A 21866-nucleotide genomic window follows, 5' to 3' on the forward strand; every position below is an offset into this window, starting at 1 on the left:
TGGCGAGATGGAGGCTCGGGACCGGCCCGACGGGGAGGTTGGCTCGGATCGGCATGCCGGGACGACCCGCCCGACGGGCGGGACGGCACGCAAATGGCACGCGAGTGTGATCAGGGCATACCCGGTCGGGGGGGCGGACACGAAAGCGGAATCGATACCCGTGATTGCGTCGCGTGAGAAACCGCACATGACGCGGCGGTCTCTCGGGTTTCGCGCAGGGGTCCCGCCATGGCCACGCCGCCACCGCTGCGCCACAGGAACGGTCCGCAATCACGGCGGACTTTTCGCAAGCGCCGCCGCGGGCGGGGGAAACTCAAAGGGGGAAGGCTGTCAGTGCCCGTTCGAGCGCCTGCCGCGCCATCTGCCGCGCGGCGCTCTCGTTCTGCGCCTCCGAGGCGATGTCGGGCACGCGGACGGTGGCAGCCACTTCGACGAAGCCGCGATCGGCATCGGTCGGGTCGAACAGCACCCGCACCACGACCTGACGCTGTCCTTCGTTCACCGCCTGCCTCTCCTGGGTCATCCGAACCGGCATCCGCATCATCCTCTCTCGAGCCGTCCGCGCGGTCGCGCTTCCGGCGTTGCCGCAGTCAAACGGAAAGACCTGCCAAGTGTTGCCTGCGCGAGCCGGGGCCGGAGCCGAGGCGATCGGCCGCGTGGATGAAAATTCAGATCGGCCCTGAACGATGTTTGCCGAATTCGGAACGGAATTGACGGGCAAGTCCCGAAATCTCCAGGCTTGCCGCCGCAATTGTCCGGCAGTGGGCCAGAAATCCCGTTCTGGAACGTGTTTTGGCGGGCACGGGCCTTGCTGAACGGGGCGGGAGATCAATCGCGAGGGACCGTGCCGAAGGGCCGGTCGCCGCATCCCGGCCTTCGATCGAACACGCTCGTTCGCAGGCCCACCGAGTACGGGGCCCAGCCATGGAAGCGAGAAAAGCGCCCACCGTCGTCGTCATCGGCCTGGGCTATGTCGGCCTGACCCTGTCGGTCGCGCTCGCCCGCCGGGGCGTCCAGGTCTACGGCGTCGAGAAGCGGGCCGAGGTCGTCGAGAAGACCAATGCCGGGGTGCCGCACTTCGCCGAGGTCGGCCTCCAATCCGCGCTCGCCGACGTGGTGCGCAAGGGCCGCTTCGTCGCCAGCACGACGACGGCGGAGGTGCCGGGCGCGGAGTACTACATCATCACCGTCGGCACGCCGCTCCACCCGCAGTCCCACGAGCCCCGCCTCGACATGATCGAGGAGGCGACCCGCGAGGTGGCCGAGCACTTCTCGGAGGGCGCGACGGTGATCCTGCGCTCGACCGTCCGCATCGGCACGACCACCGGCGTGGTGAAGCCGATCCTCGAGCGCACCGGCAAGTCCTACCACCTCGCCATGTGCCCGGAGCGGACGCTCGAGGGCGACGCCATGCGCGAACTCATCAACCTGCCGCAGATCGTCGGCGGCGAGACGCCCGAGGCGACCGACAACGCCGCCACCCTGTTCAGCCGCCTCACGCACACCATCGTCCGGGTCGCGAGCCCGGAGACGGCGGAGATGATCAAGCTCGTCGACAACACCTCGCGGGACGTCCGTTTCGCCTTCGCCAACGAGGTGGCGCGGGCCTGCGACGCGCTCGGCATCAACGCCAACGACGTGATCCGCTACGGCAAGCTCGGCTACACCCGCACCAACGTCGCCGCACCCGGCCTCGTCGGCGGGCCCTGCCTGGAGAAGGACCCGCACATCCTGCTCTCCTCGGTCGCCGGCCAGGGCATCAATCTCGAGATCACCGCCGCCTCCCGGCTGGTGAACGAGCGCCAGCCCTGCGAGACCGTGGGCAACATCCTGCAGCGGTTGAAGGCGCGCCGCGCCGGTCCCTACCGGGCGGTCGTGGCCGGCCTCGCCTTCAAGGGCCGGCCGGAGACGGACGATCTGCGCGGGTCGATGTCGCTGCACGTCATCCGCGAGATGATGGCCAGCGAGCAGTTTTCCGAGATCCGGGTCTACGACAGCGTCGTGCCCATGGAGAACATCCGGGCGATCTCGTCCGGAATTTCGCCTTACGAGGACCTGCATACGGCCTGCGAGGGCGCGGACGTGCTCGTCATCGCCAACAATCACCCGGAATATTCGAAGCTCGACCTCGAAACCATCATCGGCACCATGTCGGATGACGCCTTCGTTTACGATTACTGGAACAACCTCAGCGAGATGCCGGCGGAGGTTCTGGAGCATCGTTACGTCACCGTCGGCAACCTCGTAGGCAAGTTCCAATGAGCACAGTGGCTGTTACCGGCGCGGGCGGTTTCATCGGCGCGCACCTGACCCGGGCGCTCCTCGCCGAGGGGCACACGGTCGTCGCGATCGACAACTACATCCGCGGCCAGGAATCGCGCCTGGCCGGGGCGCAGGGCGCGATCCGGCGGGTGACGCTCGACGTGCGCGACAAGGAGGCCCTGGTCGAGGCGCTCGCCGGCGTCGAGTGCGTCTTCCACCTCGCCGCCGTCAACGGGACGGAGAATTTCTACAAGCAGCCGCAGCTCGTTCTCGATGTCGGCGTGCGCGGGGCGCTCGCGGTCTCGGAGGCCTGCATCGAGGCCGGCGTGCCCGATCTCGTCGTCGCCTCCTCGGCCGAGGTCTATCAGACCCCGCGGGTGGTGCCGACGAACGAGGACATCGAGATGGTGATCCCGGATTCGCTCAATCCGCGTTATTCCTACGGCGGCTCGAAGCTGATCTCGGAACTGATCGCCTTCAACTATTGCCGGGACAAGCTGCGCAAGGTCCAGGTCTTCCGGCCCCACAACGTCTACGGCCCGGACATGGGCTGGAAGCACGTCGTGCCGCAGCTGATCGAGAAGATCGTCGCGGCGGGCGACGGCGGCTCGATCACGCTCCAGGGCGACGGCAGCGAGACGCGGGCCTTCTGCTACGTCGATGACGTCGTGGACGGCATCGTCCGCATGTGGCGGTCGGGCGAGACGATGAACGTCTACCATATCGGCTCGAACGAGGAGGTCGCGATCCGCGATCTCGCCCGGATCACCGCGGAAGCGATGGGCACCCGCGTCGCGCTGATCGCCGGTCCGGCCGCTGCCGGGGCGACGCCGCGCCGCTGCCCCGATATCGGCAAGATGCAGGCGATCGGCTACGCGCCCTCCGTCTCCCTGGTTCAGGGCATCGAGCGCACGGTCGCGTGGTACCGCGCGAACCCCGCCCCGACCGATGCCAACCCGCTTCTGTAAGGGCCGACCCATGGACAGCTTGGCGGGCAAGACCGTCTTCGTCGCCGGACATCGCGGCCTCGTCGGCAGCGCCCTGGTGCGGCGTCTCAGACGTGAGGATTGCGAGATCCTCACCGCCACCCGGGCGGAGCTGGACCTGTGCGACCAGGCTGCCGTGCGCGCCTGGATGCGGGACCGCCGGCCGGACGCCGTCTTCCTGGCGGCGGCCAAGGTCGGCGGCATCCTCGCCAACGCGACCTATCCCGCCGACTTCCTCTACGAAAACCTGATGATCGAGGCCAACGTCATCGAGGCGGCCTTCCGCGCGGAGGTGGCCAAGCTGCTGTTCCTCGGCTCCAGCTGCATCTATCCGAAATTCGCCGAGCAGCCGATCGTCGAGGGAAGCCTCCTGACCGGGTCGCTGGAGCCGACCAACGAGTGGTACGCGATCGCCAAGATCGCCGGCATCAAGCTGGCCCAGGCCTATCGCAAGCAGCACGGCCGCGACTTCATCTCGGCCATGCCGACCAACCTCTACGGGCCGGGCGACAATTTCGACCTGAACTCGAGCCACGTCCTACCGGCCCTGATCCGCAAGGCGCACGAGGCGCGCTTGAACGGGGCGAAGGAGATGGTGATCTGGGGCACCGGCTCGCCGCGCCGCGAGTTCCTGCACGTCGACGACTGCGCCGACGCCTGCGTCCACCTGATGAAGACCTACTCGCAGGACGAGCACGTCAATGTCGGCTCGGGCGAGGACATCCCGATCTATGACCTGACCCGCTTGGTCTGCGACGTGGTCGGGTTCGAGGGTGAGATCGTGCGCGATCCGAGCAAGCCCGACGGCACCCCGCGCAAGCTGATGTCGGCGGACCGGCTGAGGGGTCTCGGCTGGGAGCCGAAGGTCCCGCTGCGCGAGGGCATCGCGCAGACCTATGCTTGGTTTCGCGAAAACGTGGCCGATGCCTGAGACTGATGGGAGCGCGCGTATGAGTGATGCAGCCGCCATGCCGATGTCCGAGCCCTACGCGCTCAGGATCAACCGGAACGATCCCCACCTCGTCGCCTCGGATGGGCGGGCCGGGCATCGCCTGCCCGCGACCCGCATCCTCGGCGTGCCGGTGAGCGTCATCGACATGCCGATGGCCGTGCGCACCATCATCGACTGGGCGCTGACCCGACGCACCAGCATGATCTGCGTGCGCGACGTGCACGGGATCATGTGCGCCCAGGAGCAGCCCGACCTGCGGGCCGCCCACGAGCGCGCCAGCATGATCACGCCGGACGGTGCGCCCCTCACCATCATCAGCCGCCTCCTGCGCGCGCACGGCACCGGCCGCGTCCCCGGCCCCACGCTGATGGAGGAGATGTTCGCGGCGACCCAGGGCACGGGCATCCGCCACTACCTCTACGGCGGCAAGGAGGGCGTGGCCGAGCAGGTCGCGGCCAACTTCGCCCGTAAATATCCCGGCAGCGAGGTCTGCGGCCTCGAATGTCCGCCCTTCGGGACCGTGTCTCCGGAGCGCGACGCGGGGCTCACCGACGCCATCCGGCGGGCCGAGCCGCACATCGTCTGGGTCGGCATGTCGACGCCCAAGCAAGACATCTGGATGAACGACCACCTCGACCGCCTGCCGGGCATGGTCCTGATCGGGGTCGGCGCGGCCTTCGACTTCCATTCCGGCGCGGTCAAGCGCGCGCCGAAACTCATGCAGGCGCTGGCGCTGGAATGGCTGCACCGGCTGATGAGCGAGCCGCGGCGCCTGTGGCGGCGCTACCTCGTGATGGCCCCGGCCTTCCTCTGGAAGATGGCCCGCCAGCCCGAACCGCGCAATTCGTGACGGCCCCGGCCATGCGCGTCCTCATCGTCCACAATCACTATCAGATCCGGGGCGGCGAGGACGCGGTGGTGGCGCACGAGGCGGAGGCCCTGGCGCGCGCCGGCTGCACCGTCGAGACGCTGACCTTCCACAATGACGAGATCCGCACGCCGCTGGACCGGCTGCGCACGGCCTTCGAGGCGCCGCACGCGCCCCGCGGCGTCGCCCGCGTGGTGGAGGCGGTGCGCCGGTTCGGGCCGGACGTGGTTCACGCCCACAACACCTTCCCGCTGGTCTCGCCCGCCATGCACGGCGCCGTGCGGGCGCTGGGACCGGTGACGGTGCAGACCCTGCACAACTTCCGCATCGCCTGCGCGGGCGCCCTGCTGATGCGGGACGGCGCACCCTGCGAGACCTGCGTCACGGGCTCGCCCTACGCCGCCGTGCGCCACGCCTGCTACCGCGGATCGCGGCTGGGCACGCTTGCGGTCGCGCGGATGATCGACCGCCACCGCAAGGCGGGAACCTGGACGCGGGATGTCGACGCCTTCGTCGTCCTCACCGAATTCGCCCGGGGCCGCTTCATCGCGGCGGGGTTGCCGGAGCAGCGCCTCTTCGTGAAGCCGAACGGCCTGCCCGATCCCGGTCCACCCCCTGCGGGACCGCGCGAGGGAATCCTGTTCGCCGGCCGTCTCAGCCCGGAGAAGGGCGTCGCGGTGCTGAAGCAGGCGGCCGCGGGGCTGTTGCTCCCGATCGACGTCGCCGGGGACGGCCCGCTGCGCGACACGCTGGAGGGCGCGCCCGGACTCACCCTGCTCGGCGCCCTGCCCCCGGCGGCGATGCGCGCCCGCATGGGCCGGGCCGCCGCCCTGGTCGTGCCCTCGCTTTGGTACGAGGGGCTGCCCATGGTGGTGGCCGAAGCCTTCGCGGCGGGCACGCCGGTGATCGCCTCGCGCATCGGCGCGCTGGCCGGTCTCGTCGAGGACGGCGTCACGGGTCTGCTCGTGACGCCCGGCGATCCCGTCGATCTCGCCCGCGCGATCGAGCGGCTGGCCTCCCGGCCTGACGAGGCGCGCCGCATGGGCGAAGCGGCGCGGGCGGCCTACCTGCGTGACTGGACCGAGGAGGCGACGACCGCTGCGCTCATCGCCCTCTACCGGCGGGCGCTGGCGGCCCGTGCGGCTCCGCAGCGCGCCATCGCCTGACGTTTTTCTCGCGGATCGCGCGATACGGGCGCCGGAACGGGACGGCGCAGGGCGCCCCCGGCCCGACCCCGCTGGACGGGAGGCCTAATCCCAGGTCCGGTATCTCGGCCGCTGCCGTTCGATCTGGTTCAGGCGTTGCTCGGGATCGAAGGAGTCGTAGTAGGGCGCATTCTTCAATTCATAGATGATGAACGCCAAGCTCAGCAGGCCGACGCCGATAGCTCCATAGATCATCAGCGACGACGCCACGACGGTCACCCCGCTTTATCAATCTTGCCGGCTTGAATTAACCATTCCGTGGATCTGACGGCAAGCGAGGATGGAGGTCCGGCCAAGTTGACCTGCATCGGGCCTGACGCCCTCTCAGAGCGTGGATTCGCGGGACGACTCGGACGAGGCCGTGGCGCGGGCCTCGGCCCGGGCGATGGCCGCGCTCACCAGGGCCTTCGAGGCGTGAAGCGTGCCGAGTTCGACCGCCGACATGGCGAGCATCACCGGCAGAAGGTTCTCTCCCGGGCCGCCGTCGTCGCGGAACAGGCGCAGGTCGTCGTCGGGCTTGAGGCCGACGCTGCCGGCGATGCGCGCGGCGTAGTTGCGGATGCGCGTTTCGTCGCTGGCGCAGACCGGGGCAGGCAGGCTGAGATCGAGCAGGCTGCCCTTCGGCAGGGAGGCCGCGATCGACGGCAGCGCCGCCGCCTCCGCCATCATCCGATCGGGGGCGAGCAGGGCGGCAGGATCGGCCGCACCGGAGCGGATGGGCGCAGGAGGCGCAGCCTCGGCCCCCCGCTTCGCCGTGGAAGGCGTCGGAACGAGGCCGGTCGCGATGTCGGCGGTCGGACGCGGTAGGGACGCGGTCCGGACGGCGCGGCCCGGATGCCCGGCCAGCCGGGCGCGGGCGGACCAGGGCTGCACCCGCAGCGCTCCCGCCGGTGCGGGCGCGGCGGCCCGCGCCACGCCGCCCCGCCCGTGGCGGGCGAGGAAGCGGGCGCGCAGGGTGCCGCCGATGCCCTTCGGCGCGACCGCGCTCGACACGGCCGGCCCTCTCGGCCGCCGTGCCGGCCCCGCTGCGGCCGCGGAGACGGCGGGACGCACCGAACCGCACTCGGCCGGCGCCCAGCGCCGCACGATGGCCAGGGCCGAGCGGCGGCCATAGTCGCGCCGGTAGCGGCGCAGGAGCTGGACCGCCGCGTCGGCGCTGTCCGCGGCGGTGGCGAAGCCGGTATGGCCCTCGGCGTCGCCGCCGAGTTCGCCCGACCAGCGGGCCTGCTTGATGCACCAGTAATTGTTGAGCCGCACGCAGCGGGCGACGAAGCGCGGCTCCTCCGCCGCGTGCCGCACGACGAAGGCCAGCGAGGTCGGCGCGAGGTTCTCGCCCGCCTGGACGCGCCAGTTGGAGACCGCCCGCGCCACGAGGCTGAAGCTCGGCGCGGGCTCCGGCGCCGCCGGGGCGCTCCGGGGCAGCGCCGGAAGACGCGCCCACGCGCTCGCTGCCGCGGGCTCGATCCGCGGCATCAGGGCCGTCAGGGCAAGGAGCGTTTCGAGAAGCACGCGGCGCGTCCCCGGTCACGGTGCATCAGCTCGACCGTACGACCGGAAACGGTGCCGGCGGCCAAAGGGTTCGCCGGGCCGGCCCGGCCGAAGGGTCGCCCTCAATCGTCGTCCAGCTCCGCCGCGAGCTGGCGCGGCCGCACGTAGTGCGTGAGGCGGCCCGTGCCGTCGCCGATGCCGGACCAGTCCTCGGCGTCGAACTCCAGAACGGCCAGGGCCGCTGTCGGGAATTTTTCGCGCAGATCGCGCTGGAGATCCTTCGGCCCCTGCCCCACGAGGCGCAGCGCCAGATCGCCGAGGCCGGGATTATGGCCGATCACGAGGAGGCTCGTCGCCTCCGCCGGGGCGGAGCGGATCGCATCGAGGATGCGCCCGGCGGACGCCTCGTAGATCGAGGGCACCGTCTCCATCGGCGTGTCGTCGAGCTCGGCCCGCACCGCTTCCCACGTCTCCTGGGTGCGCCGCGCCGGCGAGACCATGGCGTGCTCGGGCTTCAGGCCTTCCCGGGCGATGTAGGCGCCCATCAGCGGCGCCGCCTTGCGCCCGCGCTCCCCGAGCGGCCGGTCGATGTCGGCCGCGCCCGCCGGATAGGCCGACTTGGCGTGGCGCAGGAGCAGGAGACGGCGCATCACTGGAAGCCCACCACGGCGTGCGGGACGTAGGGCGCTTCGAGCCGGGCGATCTCGTCCTCCGTCAGGCGAAGCGCGAGGGCGGCCACCGCGTCGTCGAGATGCTGCGGCTTCGAGGCACCGATGATCGGCGCGGCCACGCCCGGCTTCTGGAGCACCCAGGCCAGCGCCACCTGCGCCCGCGGAACGCCGCGCTCCCGCGCCACCGCCGCCACCGTCTCGACGACCCGGCGGTCGGCTTCGGCGGTGGCGTCGTAGAGATTCTTGCCCACGAGGTCGCTCTCCTGCCGGGCGCTGCCCGCGTCGAAGTCTCGGGTCAGCCGACCGCGGGCGAGCGGGCTCCAGGGCAGCAGCGGGATGCCCTGGTCGGCGCAGAGCGGCAGCATCTCCCGCTCCTCCTCCCGGTGCAACAGGTTGAGGTGGTTCTGCATGGTGGAAAAGCGCGTCCAGCCGTTCCGGTCGGCGGTGTAGAGCGCCTTGGCGAATTGCCAGGCGAACATGGAGGAAGCGCCGATGTATCGGGCCTTGCCCGCCTTCACCACGTCGTGGAGCGCTTCCAGCGTCACCTCGATCGGTGTGCCGTAATCCCAGCGGTGGATCTGGTAGAGATCGACGTAGTCGGTCCCGAGCCGCTTCAGCGAGGCGTCGATGGCCGAGAAGATCGCTTTTCGCGACAGGCCACCGGAGTTCGGCTGGCCTTTGAGCGGGTAGTAGACCTTGGTCGCCAGCACGAGGCTGTCGCGATCCGCGAAGTCCTTGAGCGCGCGGCCGACGATCTCCTCCGAGGTGCCGTCGGAGTAGTAATTCGCGGTGTCGAAGAAGTTGATGCCGAGATCGAGCGCCCGGCGGATCAGTGGCCGGCTCTCCTCCTCGCCCATCGTCCAGGGATGTGGGCCGCGCTCCGGTACGCCGTAGGTCATGCAGCCGAGGCAGAGCGGCGACACGTCGAGGCCGGTGCGGCCGAGCTTTCTGGTCTTCATGGCGGAGCATCGTGCTGTGAGAGCGACGCGCCCTTAGATGGGGCGTCAGTGCGGATCGTCACCGCGGCGGCCCGCAGTTCACGATTTGTGAAACCGGCCGTCTTCGCGAACAAACCCGGCTTGCAAAAAGATTGCGCACAACTCATGGAAGGGGAGCGCCCAGCTTGGCGTGATTCCAGACTGAGAGAGTGTCCCATGGTCCGTCTCCGCATGCTCCTCGGTTGTACGGCAGCGCTCGGCTGCCTCATGGGCGCGGCCCACGCCGAGGAGGCCGATCCGGCCGCCATCGTGGCCGGGATGTTCGCGGCCGGCGGCAATCAGGCCGGCGTGCGCGCCAGCGGCGCCAAGGGCGTCTGCCTCAAGGGCGAATTCACCCCGGCGCCCGGCGCCGCCGCCCTGTCCAAGGCACCGCATTTCCAGAAAGCGGTACCGGTCACAGCGCGCTTCTCCATGGGCGGCAGCAACCCGAAGGTTTCGGACAAGGCCAAGCCCGTCACCCGCGGCTTCGCGATGCGGATGAGCGACCCATCCGGCGACATGGTGTTCGTAGTGGTCTCCGCGCCCGTCTTCTCGACGCGCACGCCGGGGCAGCTCCTCGCCGCTCTCCAGGCCCGTGCGCCGGGGCCGGACGGCAAGCCGGATGCCGAGAAGGTCAAGGCCTTCGTGGCGGCAAACCCGGAGACGACGCGCCAGGCGGCCTGGCTCAACGCCCGGCCGGTGCCGGCGAGCTTCGCGGGCGTCGATTACTGGGGCGTCCACGCCTACACGCTCACCAACGCGAAGGGGGAAGCCAAGACGGCGAAGCTGAAGTTCGTGTCGGCCGACAAGGCGGGTCTCAGCGACGACGAGCTGAAGGCCAAGCCCGACAGCTTCTACGCCGACGAGCTGAAGGAGCGCCTGGGCCGGGGTCCGGCCCGCTTCGACCTCGTCGCCATCCTGGCGGAGCCCGGCGACCCGACCGCCGATCCGACCGTGCAGTGGCCGGAAGAGCAGCGGAAGACCGAGGCGCTGGGCACCCTGGCGATCACGGCCATCGAGCCGGACGCCACCTGCGATGCGCGGACGTTCGACCCGGTGGTGGAACTGCCGGAGGGCGTCGCCGGCCCGAGCGACGACCCGATGTTCGCGATCCGCTCCCCTGCCTACGCGGTCTCGCTCTCGCGCCGGACGAATTGACCGCCCACGGGGGCAGGGGCGGCTCAGCCGCCCCTGCCCTCCCGGCGCATCATGAAGGCGAGCTTCTCGAACAGGCCGACATCCTGCTCGTTCTTCAAGAGCGCGCCGTGCAGCGGCGGGATCAGCTTGCGGCCGTCGCGCTCGCGCAGGGTTTCGGGGGAGACATCCTCGGAGACGAGGAGCTTGAGCCAGTCGAGCAATTCCGAGGTCGAAGGCTTCTTCTTGAGGCCCGGCACCTCGCGCGTCTCCAGGAAGACGCGCAAAGCCTCCTCGACCAAGCGGTGCTTGATGCTCGGATAATGCACCTCGACGATGGCTTTCAGCGTCTCGGCGTCGGGGAACTTGATGTAGTGGAAGAAGCAGCGGCGCAGGAAGGCGTCCGGCAGCTCCTTCTCGTTGTTCGAGGTGATGATGACGATCGGGCGCTCGACGGCGCGGATCGTCTCGCCCGTCTCGTAGACGTGGAACTCCATCCGATCGAGTTCGGTCAGCAGGTCGTTGGGAAACTCGATATCGGCCTTGTCGATCTCGTCGATGAGCAGCACCGGGCGTTGCGGCGCGGTGAAGGCTTCCCACAGCTTGCCGCGGCGGATGTAGTGGGCGATGTCCGAGACCCGCGGGTCGCCGAGCTGCGAGTCGCGCAGCCGCGAGACCGCATCGTACTCGTAGAGGCCCTGCTGCGCCTTGGTCGTGGACTTGATGTTCCAGGTCAGGAGCGGTGCGCCGAGCCCCCGGGCGATCTCCTCGGCGAGCACCGTCTTGCCGGTGCCGGGCTCGCCCTTCACCAAGAGCGGGCGTTCCAGCACGATCGCGGCGTTGACCGCCGTGGTGAGATCGGGCGGCGCGACGTAGGACTCGGTTCCGGTGAAGCGCATGGGGCCTCGCGTCGGGAAAGGATCGGCCCGCACTAACCCGGTGCGAAGCGGCTCGGCAACGGGCATCGGGAAAGGCTGATAGACCAGCGCGCCTCCGCTACAGCGTTTTCCCGTCGTGCCACACGCAGTTCGTGGCCAGGATGCCGAGGTTCACGTCCGACTTCTGCGGCTGCGGCAGGGTCTTGCCGTCCCGGGCGAGATCGATCTGGATCATCGATTGGATCTTGGGATCGTTCGAGGGGCGGGAGAAGTAGCAATACTGCTGGAACGGTCGGTCTTCGTTGGCCCTGTAGTTCCAGCCGGTGACGATCGCCCCGTCGAGATAGGGCACCTGCTTGAAGACCGTGAAGCTCGTCTGCACGGGGGCCTGCGAGCTCGGCGCGGCGTCGGTGCCGAGCTGCGCCTTGGTCGGCGTCGGCACGGCGCTGGCCTTCTGGGCCGGCAGGGCTTCGAGCTTCAGGGTGTTGTCGGTGAGCGTGACCTCGCCCTTGGTCTTGAGGGTCACGTCGGACAGAGCCGTCTGCATCGCGGCCGCGATCTTCTCGGCCGCCGTGTCGAACTGGTTGAGATACGCGTAGCCGTAGCTCGCGGCGCCGATGCCGATGCCCGCCAGGGCCACGAAGGCGCCGGTGCCGATCGCCCGCAGCAGGAAGGCGCGGGCGAAGGCCATCCGCGCCTCCGCCCGCAGGCGTCCGTTGACATGCTGGGCGAGCACGATGTTCTCGTGCGTGCCTTCGGTGTGGATGCTCATGACCGGGGGCTCACTCGGGCAGGCTTACGCGCTCGCGCCCGCATTGGCGGGGGCGTTGGCGGGGGGAGGCGGCGGCGGCACCACCGGCGCCGTGCGCCGCTCCAGCGGGATCACGGAGGCCTCGCGCGCGGCCGGTCTCGGTTGGGCGAGCGCCATCTCCTGGCGCACGCCCTCGGCGATGGAGGCCAAGAGGTAGGGCGTGGCCTCCGGGTTCACGGCGGCGCCGAGATCGTCCTCGTCCATGAAGGTCTTGCGCACCGAGACCGCCGAAAGCGCCAGGATGGTCGAGGCGAAGGCGGCGCAGAGCGCGGGAACGAACACGAAGATGCGCAGGAAGGCGTGCACCTGCGCGTCGCTCACGTCGATCGGATCGACGCCGTAGACCATCGCCGTGAAGGAGTGGAGCTGCGAGCGGTTCACCGAGTTGCGGTAGGCCTGCTCGGCATCGGCCACCTTGCGGTCGGCCGCGCCGCGGTCGAGGAGGCTGCGCGCCTTGCGCGCCTCTTCCAGCTCCTTGACGATGGCGCTGCGGTCGCTGCCCGCCTTGGCCACCGCGGCGTTGAGGGTCGCGGTGCGCGGGTCGGTGACGCATTTGAGGTTGGAGTAGCGCGCGCCGCGGCTGTTGGTGCCGTAAACGCGCTCGCAGCGCTGCGCCGGCAGGCCCGCGAGCTGCGTGGCGTTCTCGGCCGAGCGCCGCTCGATCTGCTCCAGCTCGGTCGTGTACTGCTCGACCCGGGCGTTGGCGGCTGCGATCCGGGTGTCGATGCTGTCGCGGTCGGCCTGGGCGTCCTTGAGCGCGGTCTTGGCCTTGGCCGCGTCCATGAGGCGGGGATGGAACATCATCTCGCCGAGCTGCGAGACCGATTTCGTGGTCACGCCCGCGGCGAAGACGATGCCGATGATCGCCAGCCCCTTCACGAACCACGAGCGCTGGGTGCGTGCCAGGATGCCGAGCGGCACGCGGCACAGCTCCACCGCCGCGTAGACCAGGGGCGCCAGCAGCATGAAGTAGAAGGCGCGCTCGTCGCCGTCGCTGTAATAGCCCGCGAACAGCCACGCGCCCCAGAGCGAGGCACCGATGACCATGAACTCGACGAGATAGGCGATGGCGACGTAGCCCCACTTGATGCGGTAGCCGCGCTCGATGTCGCGCTGGTGCTTCCAGCGCTGCTGGTCGAGCACCCATTCGCGCCGCTCGCGCTGCACGTCCCGATTCGGAAGCTTGCTGGCAAAAAATCTCATGGGCCTAAGGATCGCTGCGGGCCTCCGTCGGGGGCGGCACCCGCCATCCCCTAACATCGCGTTACTCCAGCGTAAGCGCGTATTGTGCCGAAGTTGTGCCGGCTGCCGCGATCAGCGGTGGATGGTTGCACCGCGCCCTCAAGGGGCACGGGTGCCGCGCCGAGCGCCGGATCCGCACCCGGCACGAAACCCGCGGGCCGGCGTCGAAACAGGTTGCACCGCGGCATTCCCGCCGCCCATGATGCGCCGGCCCTCCCGGCGCCGCGACGGCGGGGTGCGGCTCGCCTCACCCGTTTCCGTTCAGGCGTCAGCGTAAAGTCCCGATGACCGATCCCGTGCAGGCCGGAACCCAGATCGCCGCTGAAGCCGGCGCGCATGCGGGTGCCGGCTACCGGGAGGCGATCCTCTTCCTCGTCACGGCCGGGATCGTGGTGCCGCTGTTCCACCGCCTCCGGGTGAGCCCGGTGCTCGGCTTCATCGGTGCGGGAGTGCTGCTCGGGCCTTTCGGCCTCGGGCGCTTCGCCGACGCGCATCCCTGGCTCGCCCCCTTCACCATCGGCAACCGCTCGGAGATCGCGCATCTGGCCGAGTTCGGCGTGATCTTCCTCATGTTCATGATCGGGATCGAGCTGTCCTGGGAGCGGCTGCGGGTGCTGCGCCGGCTCGTCTTCGGCCTCGGTTCGATCCAGGTCGCCGCCTCGGCGGCGGTGATCGCGGTCATCCTCATCGCGCTCAACCAGCCGGTGGCCGGCGCGGTGCTGGTGGGGCTGGCGCTCGCGCTCTCTTCAACCGCCGTGGTGCTGCCGGTGCTCGCCGAGCAGAAGCGGCTCGGCACGCCGGCCGGGCGCACCAGCTTCGCGATCCTGTTGTTCCAGGATCTGGCGGTGGCGCCGATCCTGTTCGCCATCGCCGTGCTCGGCCGCCGGGACGGGGGCGATCTCGGCGGCGCGCTCGCCCTGGCACTCGGGCAGGCGGTGGTCGCCCTCGTGCTGATCGTGGTGGCGGGCCGGGTGGCCCTGCGCCCGCTCTTCCACCTCGTGGCGCGGACCCGCTCGACCGAATTGTTCATGGCGGCCTGCCTGCTCGTGATCGTGGCGACCGCCCTGGTCGCGGCGGCCAGCGGCCTCTCGATGACGCTGGGCGCCTTCGTCGCCGGCCTGCTCCTGGCCGAGACCGAGTATCGCCGGGCCATCGAGGCCACGATCGATCCGTTCAAGGGTCTGCTGCTCGGCGTCTTCTTCGTCTCGGTCGGCATGAGCCTCGATCCGGCGCAGCTTCTCGCCGCGCCCGGCGCGATCCTCGGCCTGTCGCTGGGGCTCCTCGTCATCAAGGGTGCCGTGGTGCTCGCCGGCGCCCGTGTCATGGGCCTGTCCCGCCCGGTGGCGCTGGAGACCGCGCTGCTGATCGGACCGGGGGGCGAGTTCGCCTTCGTCCTCATCGGCGGGGCCATGGCGGCGGGGCTGGTGCCGGAGCCGGTGGGCGGGGCGGCCCTCATCGTCACCACGGTGACCATGATCGCGATCCCGGGTCTGGCGGCGCTCGCCCGCCGGATCGGCCGCCGGGTCTCGAAGGAGCAGCTCGGCCGGGCGCGGGCCGAGCCGGTGCCGGACCCGCAGCAGAACCGGGTGATCCTGGCGGGCTACGGCCGGGTCGGCCGGCTCGTCGGCGAGATGCTCAAGCGCCACGCCATCCCCTATATCGCCCTCGATTCCGATCCGGTCCGCGTCGCCGAGCAGCGGCGGCTCGGCAGCCCGGTCTATTTCGGCGATTCGGCCAACACGGAGATGCTGCGCCGCTGCGATATCGCCGCCGCCCGGGCCCTGGTGGTGACCCTCGACAATCCCCGCGCCGTGGAGGCGGTGGTGCAGGCCGCCCGGGCCGAGCGGCCGGACCTGACCATCGTGGCCCGCGCCCGCGACGCCCGCCACGCGACGCAGCTCTACGAGATGGGCGTCGACGACGCGGTGCCGGAGACGATCGAGGCCTCGCTCCAGCTCTCCGAGGCGGTCCTCGTCGATGTCGGCGTGCCGATGGGCCACGTCATCGCCTCGATCCACGAGCGCCGGGACGAGTTCCGCACCATCCTCAAGAGCAAGCAGGCGGAGGCGCGTCCCGCCTTCCGCGCCCGCCGCACCGTCGGCAAGGGGAACCGGGCCGAGAGCGAGGGCAAGCCGGCGGAGCCGGGCGCCGACGCGCGGCCGGTCGGCAAAAGCGCCTGAGGGGCAAGAGCGCTGAAGCGCCTGAGCGGTAGAACCATTCAGGCTGAGGTCGTCGCCCGCCGCAGGGTGTTCCCGGCCGACAGGAACGCCTCGACCTGCGGACTCATCGGCGGACACTCCGCCTCCAGCCCGATCGTCTCGAGCAACTGCCGCACCGGCACGAAGCGTCGCTGCTTGCGATCGTAGAGGCCGGCCTGGACCAGGGCGATCGCCGCGACGAGATTGGCCTCCCGGATGATCAGGCGATGCTCGATGACGACCTGTGTGTCGTCCCAATGCATGAGCCGGGTCTCCAGATCGAAGGCCTGGAACGGCCGCAGCTCGCGGCGGAAACGGATCTGGCCGGTGCTCACCACCGGTGTCCAGCCCCGGCGCAGCACCGGGCGCCACAGGCCGGACTTGATCAGCAGATCGGTGCGGCCGAGATCCATCAGCGTCCAGTAGCGGCCGTTGTTGAGATGCATCGACGTGTCGATGTCGTGCGGCCAGACGCGAAATCTCAGGCGTGAGACGCCGTCGGGCAGGACGAGCGCCGGGCGCCGCCACGCCGTCGCGATGAGCCAGAAAAGGCGGAGCCAGAGGTTCATGGAGCGGGGCCAGGGCTGCGTGCCGGAAGACGCGGCAGCCTTCAGGCGTCCGCATCCTCCGGCAGGGCGGCGACGAGCGCGCGGAAGCGGTCGCCGCGCACCTCGAAGTTCGGGAACTGGTCGTAGGAGGCGCAGGCCGGCGAGAGCAGCACCACCGGCGCCTCGGTGCCCGACGCGCGGGCGGCCGCGGCGGCGGCGGCGGTCGCCGCCTCCAGCGTCCCGCAGACGGTGAAGGGCAGGCGCCCCTCCAGCGTCGCGGCGAAGGCGTCGCTCGACGCGCCGATCAGGTAGGCCTGGGCCACGCGCCCGAACAGCGGCGCCAGGGGCTCGATGCCGCCCTCCTTGGCCTTGCCGCCGACGATCCAGTGGATGTCGCGGAAGGCGAGCAGGGCCTTCTCGGTGGAATCGGCGTTGGTCGCCTTGGAATCGTTGACGAAGGCCACGCGGCCGATCCGGCGCAGGGGCTCCATGCGGTGGGCGAGGCCGGGGAAGCTCCTCAGACCCGCGGCGATCGCCTCGCGCGTGAGGCCGAGCCGGATCGCGGCGGCGACCGAAGCGGCGGTGTTCTGGAGGTTGTGGTCGCCGAGCAGGGACGGGATGCCGGAGACCTCGGCGATCACGGCTCCGTCCGGACCGCGCACCGCGCTGCCGGCACAGACGAAATCGCCCTGCGCTGCGCCGTGGCCCTCGACATGGATGCGGATGCGCTCAGGTCCACGCCGCTCGGCGATGGCGGCGCAGGAGGCGTCATCCACGCCGATCACCGCGAGGTCGGCGTTCGCGACCAGCCGCTCCTTGATCGCGGCGTAGTTCTCCATGGTGCCGTGGCGGTCGAGATGATCCGGCGTCAGGTTGAGCAGGATGCCGATGCCCGGCTTGAGCGAGGGCGTGAGGTCGATCTGGAACGAGGACAGCTCGATCACGTGGATGCGGGCGTCGGCGGGCGGCGCGAGCGAGAGGATCGCGGTGCCGATATTGCCGCCCATCTGCACGTCGCGGCCGGCATGGCGCAGCAGATGCGCCGTCAGGGCGGTCGTCGTCGACTTGCCGTTGGTGCCGGTGATCGCCACGAAGGGCGCCTGCGGCGCGAGCGCCGCCCGCTCCCGGCAGAAGATTTCGATATCGCCGATGATCTCGATGCCGGCCTCGCGGGCGCGCGCCACGGTCCAGTGCGGCTCCGGGTGGGTCAGCGGCACGCCCGGCGCCAGCACCAGGGCGGAGAAGCCGGACCAATCGGCCTCGCCGAGATCCGTCACGGTGATGCCGAGGTCCCGGGCGCGGTCGCGGCTGCCGGCGTTGTCGTCCCAGGCCAGCACGTCGGCTCCGCCCGCGATGAGCGAACGGAGGGTGGCGAGCCCGGAGCCGCCGAGGCCGAACAGGGCGAGTTTCTGGCCGGCGAAGGTGGTGGCTGGCGTCATGGATGCGTCTCTCGTCCGTCCTGCCAGGGCTCAGCGCAGCTTCAGCGTGGCGAGGCCGACGAGCGCCAGGACCACGGCGATGATCCAGAAGCGGATCACGACCTGCGGCTCCTTCCAGCCCTTCTGCTCGAAATGGTGGTGGATCGGCGCCATTCGGAAGACGCGTTTGCCCGTGAGCTTGAACGAGAGGACCTGGATGATCACCGACATGATCTCCAGCACGAACAGGCCGCCGACGATGGCGAGGACGATCTCGTGCTTGGCCGCGACCGCGATGGAGCCGAGCAGGCCGCCCAGCGCCAGCGAACCGGTATCGCCCATGAAGATCTGCGCGGGCGGCGCGTTGAACCAGAGGAAGCCGAGCCCCGCCCCGATCACCGCGCCGCAGACCACGGCGAGTTCGCCGGTGTCGCGCACGTAGTTCACCTGCAGGTAGCCGGCGGTGAAGGAGTTGCCGACGAGGTAGGCGATCACGCCGAAGGTGCCGCAGGCGATCATCACGGGGACGATGGCGAGCCCATCGAGGCCGTCGGTGATGTTGACCGCGTTGCCCGCCCCCACGATCACGAAGGCGGCGAACGGCACCCAGAACCAGCCCAGGTTCAGCAGCGCGTCCTTGAAGACGGGGAAGGCCAGCTGGTTCTGCAGGGCGGCCGGCGAGTAGACCGAGATCAGGAGGCAGGCCGCCCCCGCGATCGCGAATTCCAGGAGCAGGCGGAAGCGGCCGGAGAAGCCCTTGTGGGACTGCTTCGTCACCTTGAGGTAGTCGTCGTAGAAGCCGATCGCGCCGAAGCCGAGGGTGACCGCGAGCGTCACCCAGACGTAGTGGTTGCGTGGGTTGGCCCAGAGCAGCACCGAGAACACGGCGCCGGCCAGGATCATCAGGCCGCCCATGGTCGGCGTGCCGCGCTTCGTCAGGTGGCTGGCCGGCCCGTCCTCGCGGATCGGCTGGCCCTTGCCCTGGCGCAGGCGCAGCAGCGAGATGATCCAGGGCCCGAACCAGAATACGAAGAAGCCCGCCGTGAACAGCGCGCCGCCGGTGCGGAAGGTGATGTAGCGGAACACGTTGAGGGGCGTGAGCGTGCCGCTCAGTTCCGACAGCAGATAGAGCATGCGTTCGTCCGCCCGCGGCAGGTTCTTCGTCGACACGCCCGGCACGGCGTTGCGCGCGGCCGGAAGGATGAACCGGGCGCGTGAGCCCGGCCGATGATCGGATCGTCAGCGAACCGCGTTCAGCGAGGCTTCGCGCGGGTCCGGCGCGACCGCGTAGCGGGCTTTGGCCGCTTCGACAATGCGGACCATGCGCATGGAGTTCGAGCCCTTGACCATCACCGCATCTCCCGGCCGGAGCGTGGCGAGCACCGCGTCGATCAGGTTCTCGGCGCTGGGGGCCGCCGCGCCGCGCAAGGCCATCGGCAGCGCCTCGAACAGGTGGACCATCTGGGTGCCGGCGGTGAAGACGAGATCGATGCCGTGGGCGCTCACCGCGTCCGCGAGCTCGCGGTGGAGGGCCTCGCTCGCCGCGCCGAGTTCCTTCATGTCGCCGAGCACGGCGATGCGACGGCCCTTGTCCGCGGTCTCGATGCCGGCCAGCGTGGCGAGTGCCGCGCGGATCGAGGCGGGGTTGGCGTTGTAGCTCTCATCGACCAGGAAGGCCTCACCCTCGCCGATCCGCAGGGCCGTGCGCTCACCGCGCCCGACCGGCGGCTTCAGGCTCGCCAGGGACAGGGCGGCGCGGGCGAGGTCGGCGCCGAGCGCGTGGATGCAGGCCAGCACCCCGAGCGAGTTCATCGCCACATGCCGGCCCGGCGTGCCGAGCTGGTAGGTGAGGGGCACGCCCATCACCGTGGCATCGACCACCGAGACGTCGGGCCGGGTCAGGATGCGGTTCGCGCGCACATCCGCCGCCCCATGCTCGCCGAAGGTGATGACGCGGCCCGCCCGCGAGGCGTGGGCGTGGGCCAGCAGGCGCTCGTAATTCGGGTTGTCGCGGTTGATCACCGCGACGCCGCCGGGTTTTAGCCCGGAGAAGATCTCGCCCTTGGCGTCGGCGATGGTGGAGAGCGAGTGGAAATGCTCGATATGGACCGGCTCGACCGTGGTGATCAGGGCCACGTCCGGCCGGACCATCGCCGTCAGCGGCAGGATCTCGGCGCCGTGGTTCATGCCGATCTCGAACACGCCGAAGCGGGTCTCTGCCGGCATCCGCGCGAGGGTCAGCGGCACGCCCCAATGGTTGTTGTAGGAGGCGACCGAGGCGTGCGTCGCGCCTTGCGCCGCGAGCACATGGCGCAGGGCCTCCTTGGTGCCGGTCTTGCCGACGGAGCCGGTCACGGCGACGATAGCCGCCCCCGTCCGGGCGCGGGCGGCGAGACCGAGTCGGCGCATCGCCTCCAGCACCGGGTCTTCGCCCTCCCCCGGCACGGCCAGAACCGGGCCGATCCCCTCGAACTCTTCCGCACGCGCCGCCGCGACCACCGCCGCGCCGGCGCCCTTCTCCAGGGCGGCGCGCACGAAGTCGTGGCCGTCCCGCGCCTCGCCGCGGATCGCGAAGAACAGGTCGCCAGCCTCCAGGCTGCGGGTATCGATCGAGGCGCCCGTGACGGCGCGCGGCGCCCCGCGCAGGGTGCCGCCGGTCGCCGCCTCCAAGGCGGCCTGAGTCCAGAGAGGGGCCTCGGTCATCCGTTCACCTCCGCGATCGCGGCGCGCAAAGTCTCGTGATCCGAGAACGGAAGCACGCGTGGCCCGACGATCTGGCCGGTTTCATGTCCCTTGCCGGCGACCACCAGCACGTCGCCGGGCCGCAAGCCTTGCACGCCCGCGCGGATCGCCTCGGCCCGGTCGCCGATCTCCTCCGCGCCCGGCGCGGCGGCGAGAATGGCGGCGCGGATCGCGGCGGGCTCCTCGTTGCGCGGGTTGTCGTCGGTGACGATGGTGCGGTCGGCCAGGCGCTGCGCGATGGCGCCCATGATCGGCCGCTTGCCGGCGTCGCGGTTGCCGCCGCAGCCGAACACCACGACGAGGCGTCCGCTGGCGAAGGGGCGCAGGGCCGCCAGCACGTGCTCCAGCGCCTCCGGCTTGTGGGCGTAATCGACGAGGCAGAGCCCGCCATTCGCTTCGCCGATCCGCTCCATCCGGCCCAGCACGCCGGTCAGGCCTTCGAGCGCGGCGAAGACGCCGGCCGGATCGGCCGCGCCTGCGGGGGTCGAGAGGGCCAGCGCCGCCGCGACGAGGGCGTTTTCGACTTGGAAGCCGCCGACCAGCGGCAGGCGCACGCGATATTCCCGGCCTTCGTGGGCCAGGGTCAGACCCTGCGAGAAGCCGTCCGTGCCGGCCTCGACGAGCCGGATGAAGTCGCCGCCGCGCCCGGTCGTGCGGATGGCGTGGCCGGCGGCGTCGGCGGCACCGATCACCCGCTCGGCATAGGCCCCGTCCGCGTTGACGATCGCGGGGCGGCCCCTGGGCAGGAGCGTCGTGAACAGGCGCAGCTTGGCCTCGAGGTAGTCCTCGATCGTCGGGTGGTAGTCGAGATGGTCGCGACCGAGATTGGTGAAGGCCGCGGCCGTCAGCTCGACGCCGTCGAGGCGGCGCTGCTCGATCCCGTGGGAGGAAGCCTCCATGGCGAGATCGGTGATGCCCTCCTGCGCCAGCCGCGCCAGGGTCTCGTGCAGGGTGACGGGGTCGGGGGTCGTCAGCGAGCCGTAGGCGGCGCCCCGGTTGGTGACGATGCCGACCGTGCCGAGGCTCGCCGCGTCGCGGCCGAGCCGCGACAGGATCTGCCGCACGAAGTCGGCCACCGAACTCTTGCCGCTGGTGCCGGTGACCGCCACCACCGTCTCCGGCTGGCGGCCGGCACGGCGGGCGGCGGCGAGCGCCAGGGCGCGGCGGGCATCCGCCACGGCGATCCAGGCCGTCGCCTCGGGCAGGTCGTCGGGACGCGTCCCCTCCCCGGCCACGGCGACGGCGCCGGCCCGCGCGGCGGCGGCGGCGAACAGCCGGCCGTCGGCGGTGGTGCCGGGCACGGCCACGAACACGCCGCCGGGCACCACCCGGCGGCTGTCGGCGGTCAGCCCGGCGACGGGCCTTGCGGCGATCGCGGCCTCCGCTTCCGGAAACAGGTCGCCGAGGATCGATGGGTTCGTCGACGGACTGGTCGGCTGGCTCATGGGAACGCGTCCTCGCGGGTCAGGCCGGCCGGCGGCGGTCC

Annotated in this window: 20 protein-coding genes; 7 read left to right on the plus strand and 13 right to left on the minus strand. The window is 70.6% G+C overall.

Annotated features, from left to right (window positions below; translation table 11 throughout):
- Positions 1-313: 313 nt before the first annotated feature.
- Positions 314-502, minus strand: a complete 189-nt coding sequence (locus BY998_RS08415) for a hypothetical protein (protein WP_245421528.1) — start codon at positions 500-502, stop codon at positions 314-316.
- 422 nt (positions 503-924) lie between these two features.
- Here BY998_RS08415 and BY998_RS08420 point away from each other — a divergent pair, with 422 nt between their 5' ends.
- The 5 genes from BY998_RS08420 to BY998_RS08440 are packed head-to-tail and all read left to right on the plus strand — an operon-like array spanning position 925 to position 6234.
- Entirely contained in the window at positions 925-2262 is a 1338-nt protein-coding gene (locus BY998_RS08420; RefSeq protein ID WP_110351185.1) for a nucleotide sugar dehydrogenase, read from the plus strand.
- The gene (locus BY998_RS08425; RefSeq protein ID WP_110351186.1) at positions 2259-3230 is read left to right on the plus strand and encodes an NAD-dependent epimerase/dehydratase family protein; all 972 of its coding nucleotides are present in this window, start codon (positions 2259-2261) and stop codon (positions 3228-3230) included. Before BY998_RS08420 ends, BY998_RS08425 begins: the two co-directional genes overlap by 4 nt.
- A 10-nt stretch (positions 3231-3240) precedes the next feature.
- Complete coding sequence (locus BY998_RS08430) at positions 3241-4179, plus strand: GDP-L-fucose synthase (RefSeq protein WP_110351187.1); 939 nt, start codon at positions 3241-3243, stop codon at positions 4177-4179.
- 19 nt (positions 4180-4198) lie between these two features.
- A complete protein-coding gene (locus BY998_RS08435; RefSeq protein WP_245421529.1) occupies positions 4199-5050 on the plus strand; it encodes a WecB/TagA/CpsF family glycosyltransferase in 852 nt (283 codons plus the stop codon).
- Positions 5051-5061: 11 nt separating this feature from the next.
- Positions 5062-6234 carry a glycosyltransferase gene (locus BY998_RS08440; protein ID WP_110351269.1) on the plus strand — a complete coding sequence of 391 codons (1173 nt, stop codon included), beginning with the start codon at positions 5062-5064 and terminating at the stop codon, positions 6232-6234.
- 84 nt (positions 6235-6318) lie between these two features.
- Here BY998_RS08440 and BY998_RS24265 read toward each other — a convergent pair whose 3' ends face one another.
- The 4 genes from BY998_RS24265 to BY998_RS08455 form a co-directional block, all read right to left on the minus strand.
- A complete protein-coding gene (locus tag BY998_RS24265) occupies positions 6319-6492 on the minus strand; it encodes a hypothetical protein (RefSeq protein WP_181425465.1) in 174 nt (57 codons plus the stop codon).
- 105 nt (positions 6493-6597) lie between these two features.
- Positions 6598-7782 (minus strand): hypothetical protein, encoded by a 1185-nt coding sequence (locus BY998_RS08445; protein ID WP_110351189.1) that lies wholly within the window; start codon positions 7780-7782, stop codon positions 6598-6600.
- A gap of 101 nt (positions 7783-7883) precedes the next feature.
- Positions 7884-8411, minus strand: a complete 528-nt coding sequence (locus BY998_RS08450; RefSeq protein WP_181425461.1) for a histidine phosphatase family protein — start codon at positions 8409-8411, stop codon at positions 7884-7886.
- Positions 8411-9391, minus strand: a complete 981-nt coding sequence (locus BY998_RS08455) for an aldo/keto reductase (RefSeq protein ID WP_110351191.1) — start codon at positions 9389-9391, stop codon at positions 8411-8413. The genes BY998_RS08450 and BY998_RS08455 overlap by 1 nt, the downstream gene beginning before the upstream one ends.
- Before the next feature lie 195 nt (positions 9392-9586).
- On the opposite strand from BY998_RS08455, the gene BY998_RS08460 reads away from it, so the two are divergent.
- Entirely contained in the window at positions 9587-10567 is a 981-nt protein-coding gene (locus BY998_RS08460; protein ID WP_110351192.1) for a catalase family peroxidase, read from the plus strand.
- A gap of 23 nt (positions 10568-10590) precedes the next feature.
- Here the strand turns inward: BY998_RS08460 and BY998_RS08465 are convergent, their stop codons facing one another.
- The 3 genes from BY998_RS08465 to BY998_RS08475 all read right to left on the minus strand — a co-directional run bounded on the left by BY998_RS08465 (position 10591) and on the right by BY998_RS08475 (position 13435).
- Positions 10591-11442, minus strand: coding sequence for a MoxR family ATPase (locus BY998_RS08465; protein WP_110351193.1), 852 nt, complete (start codon positions 11440-11442; stop codon positions 10591-10593).
- 97 nt (positions 11443-11539) lie between these two features.
- Positions 11540-12193 carry a hypothetical protein gene (locus BY998_RS08470; protein ID WP_110351194.1) on the minus strand — a complete coding sequence of 218 codons (654 nt, stop codon included), beginning with the start codon at positions 12191-12193 and terminating at the stop codon, positions 11540-11542.
- 24 nt (positions 12194-12217) lie between these two features.
- Entirely contained in the window at positions 12218-13435 is a 1218-nt protein-coding gene (locus tag BY998_RS08475; protein WP_110351195.1) for an ATPase, read from the minus strand.
- A gap of 323 nt (positions 13436-13758) precedes the next feature.
- On the opposite strand from BY998_RS08475, the gene BY998_RS08480 reads away from it, so the two are divergent.
- Positions 13759-15654 carry a cation:proton antiporter gene (locus BY998_RS08480; protein ID WP_110351196.1) on the plus strand — a complete coding sequence of 632 codons (1896 nt, stop codon included), beginning with the start codon at positions 13759-13761 and terminating at the stop codon, positions 15652-15654.
- 38 nt (positions 15655-15692) lie between these two features.
- Here the strand turns inward: BY998_RS08480 and BY998_RS08485 are convergent, their stop codons facing one another.
- From BY998_RS08485 to BY998_RS08505, 5 genes are all read right to left on the minus strand, one after another.
- On the minus strand, positions 15693-16241 hold the full coding sequence (locus tag BY998_RS08485) for a thioesterase family protein (RefSeq protein WP_110351197.1): 549 nt from the start codon (positions 16239-16241) through the stop codon (positions 15693-15695).
- Between the two features lie 41 nt (positions 16242-16282).
- Positions 16283-17659 carry a UDP-N-acetylmuramoyl-L-alanine--D-glutamate ligase gene (gene murD, locus BY998_RS08490; RefSeq protein ID WP_110351198.1) on the minus strand — a complete coding sequence of 459 codons (1377 nt, stop codon included), beginning with the start codon at positions 17657-17659 and terminating at the stop codon, positions 16283-16285.
- 30 nt (positions 17660-17689) lie between these two features.
- The gene (mraY, locus tag BY998_RS08495; RefSeq protein ID WP_110351199.1) at positions 17690-18772 is read right to left on the minus strand and encodes a phospho-N-acetylmuramoyl-pentapeptide-transferase; all 1083 of its coding nucleotides are present in this window, start codon (positions 18770-18772) and stop codon (positions 17690-17692) included.
- 105 nt (positions 18773-18877) lie between these two features.
- Complete coding sequence (locus BY998_RS08500) at positions 18878-20341, minus strand: UDP-N-acetylmuramoylalanyl-D-glutamyl-2,6-diaminopimelate--D-alanyl-D-alanine ligase (RefSeq protein ID WP_110351200.1); 1464 nt, start codon at positions 20339-20341, stop codon at positions 18878-18880.
- Positions 20338-21825, minus strand: coding sequence for a UDP-N-acetylmuramoyl-L-alanyl-D-glutamate--2,6-diaminopimelate ligase (locus BY998_RS08505; RefSeq protein WP_110351201.1), 1488 nt, complete (start codon positions 21823-21825; stop codon positions 20338-20340). The genes BY998_RS08500 and BY998_RS08505 overlap by 4 nt, the downstream gene beginning before the upstream one ends.
- Between the last annotated feature and the right edge of the window lie 41 nt (positions 21826-21866).

The sequence above is a fragment of the Methylobacterium sp. B4 genome (genome assembly GCF_003201865.1).
Taxonomy (GTDB): domain Bacteria; phylum Pseudomonadota; class Alphaproteobacteria; order Rhizobiales; family Beijerinckiaceae; genus Methylobacterium.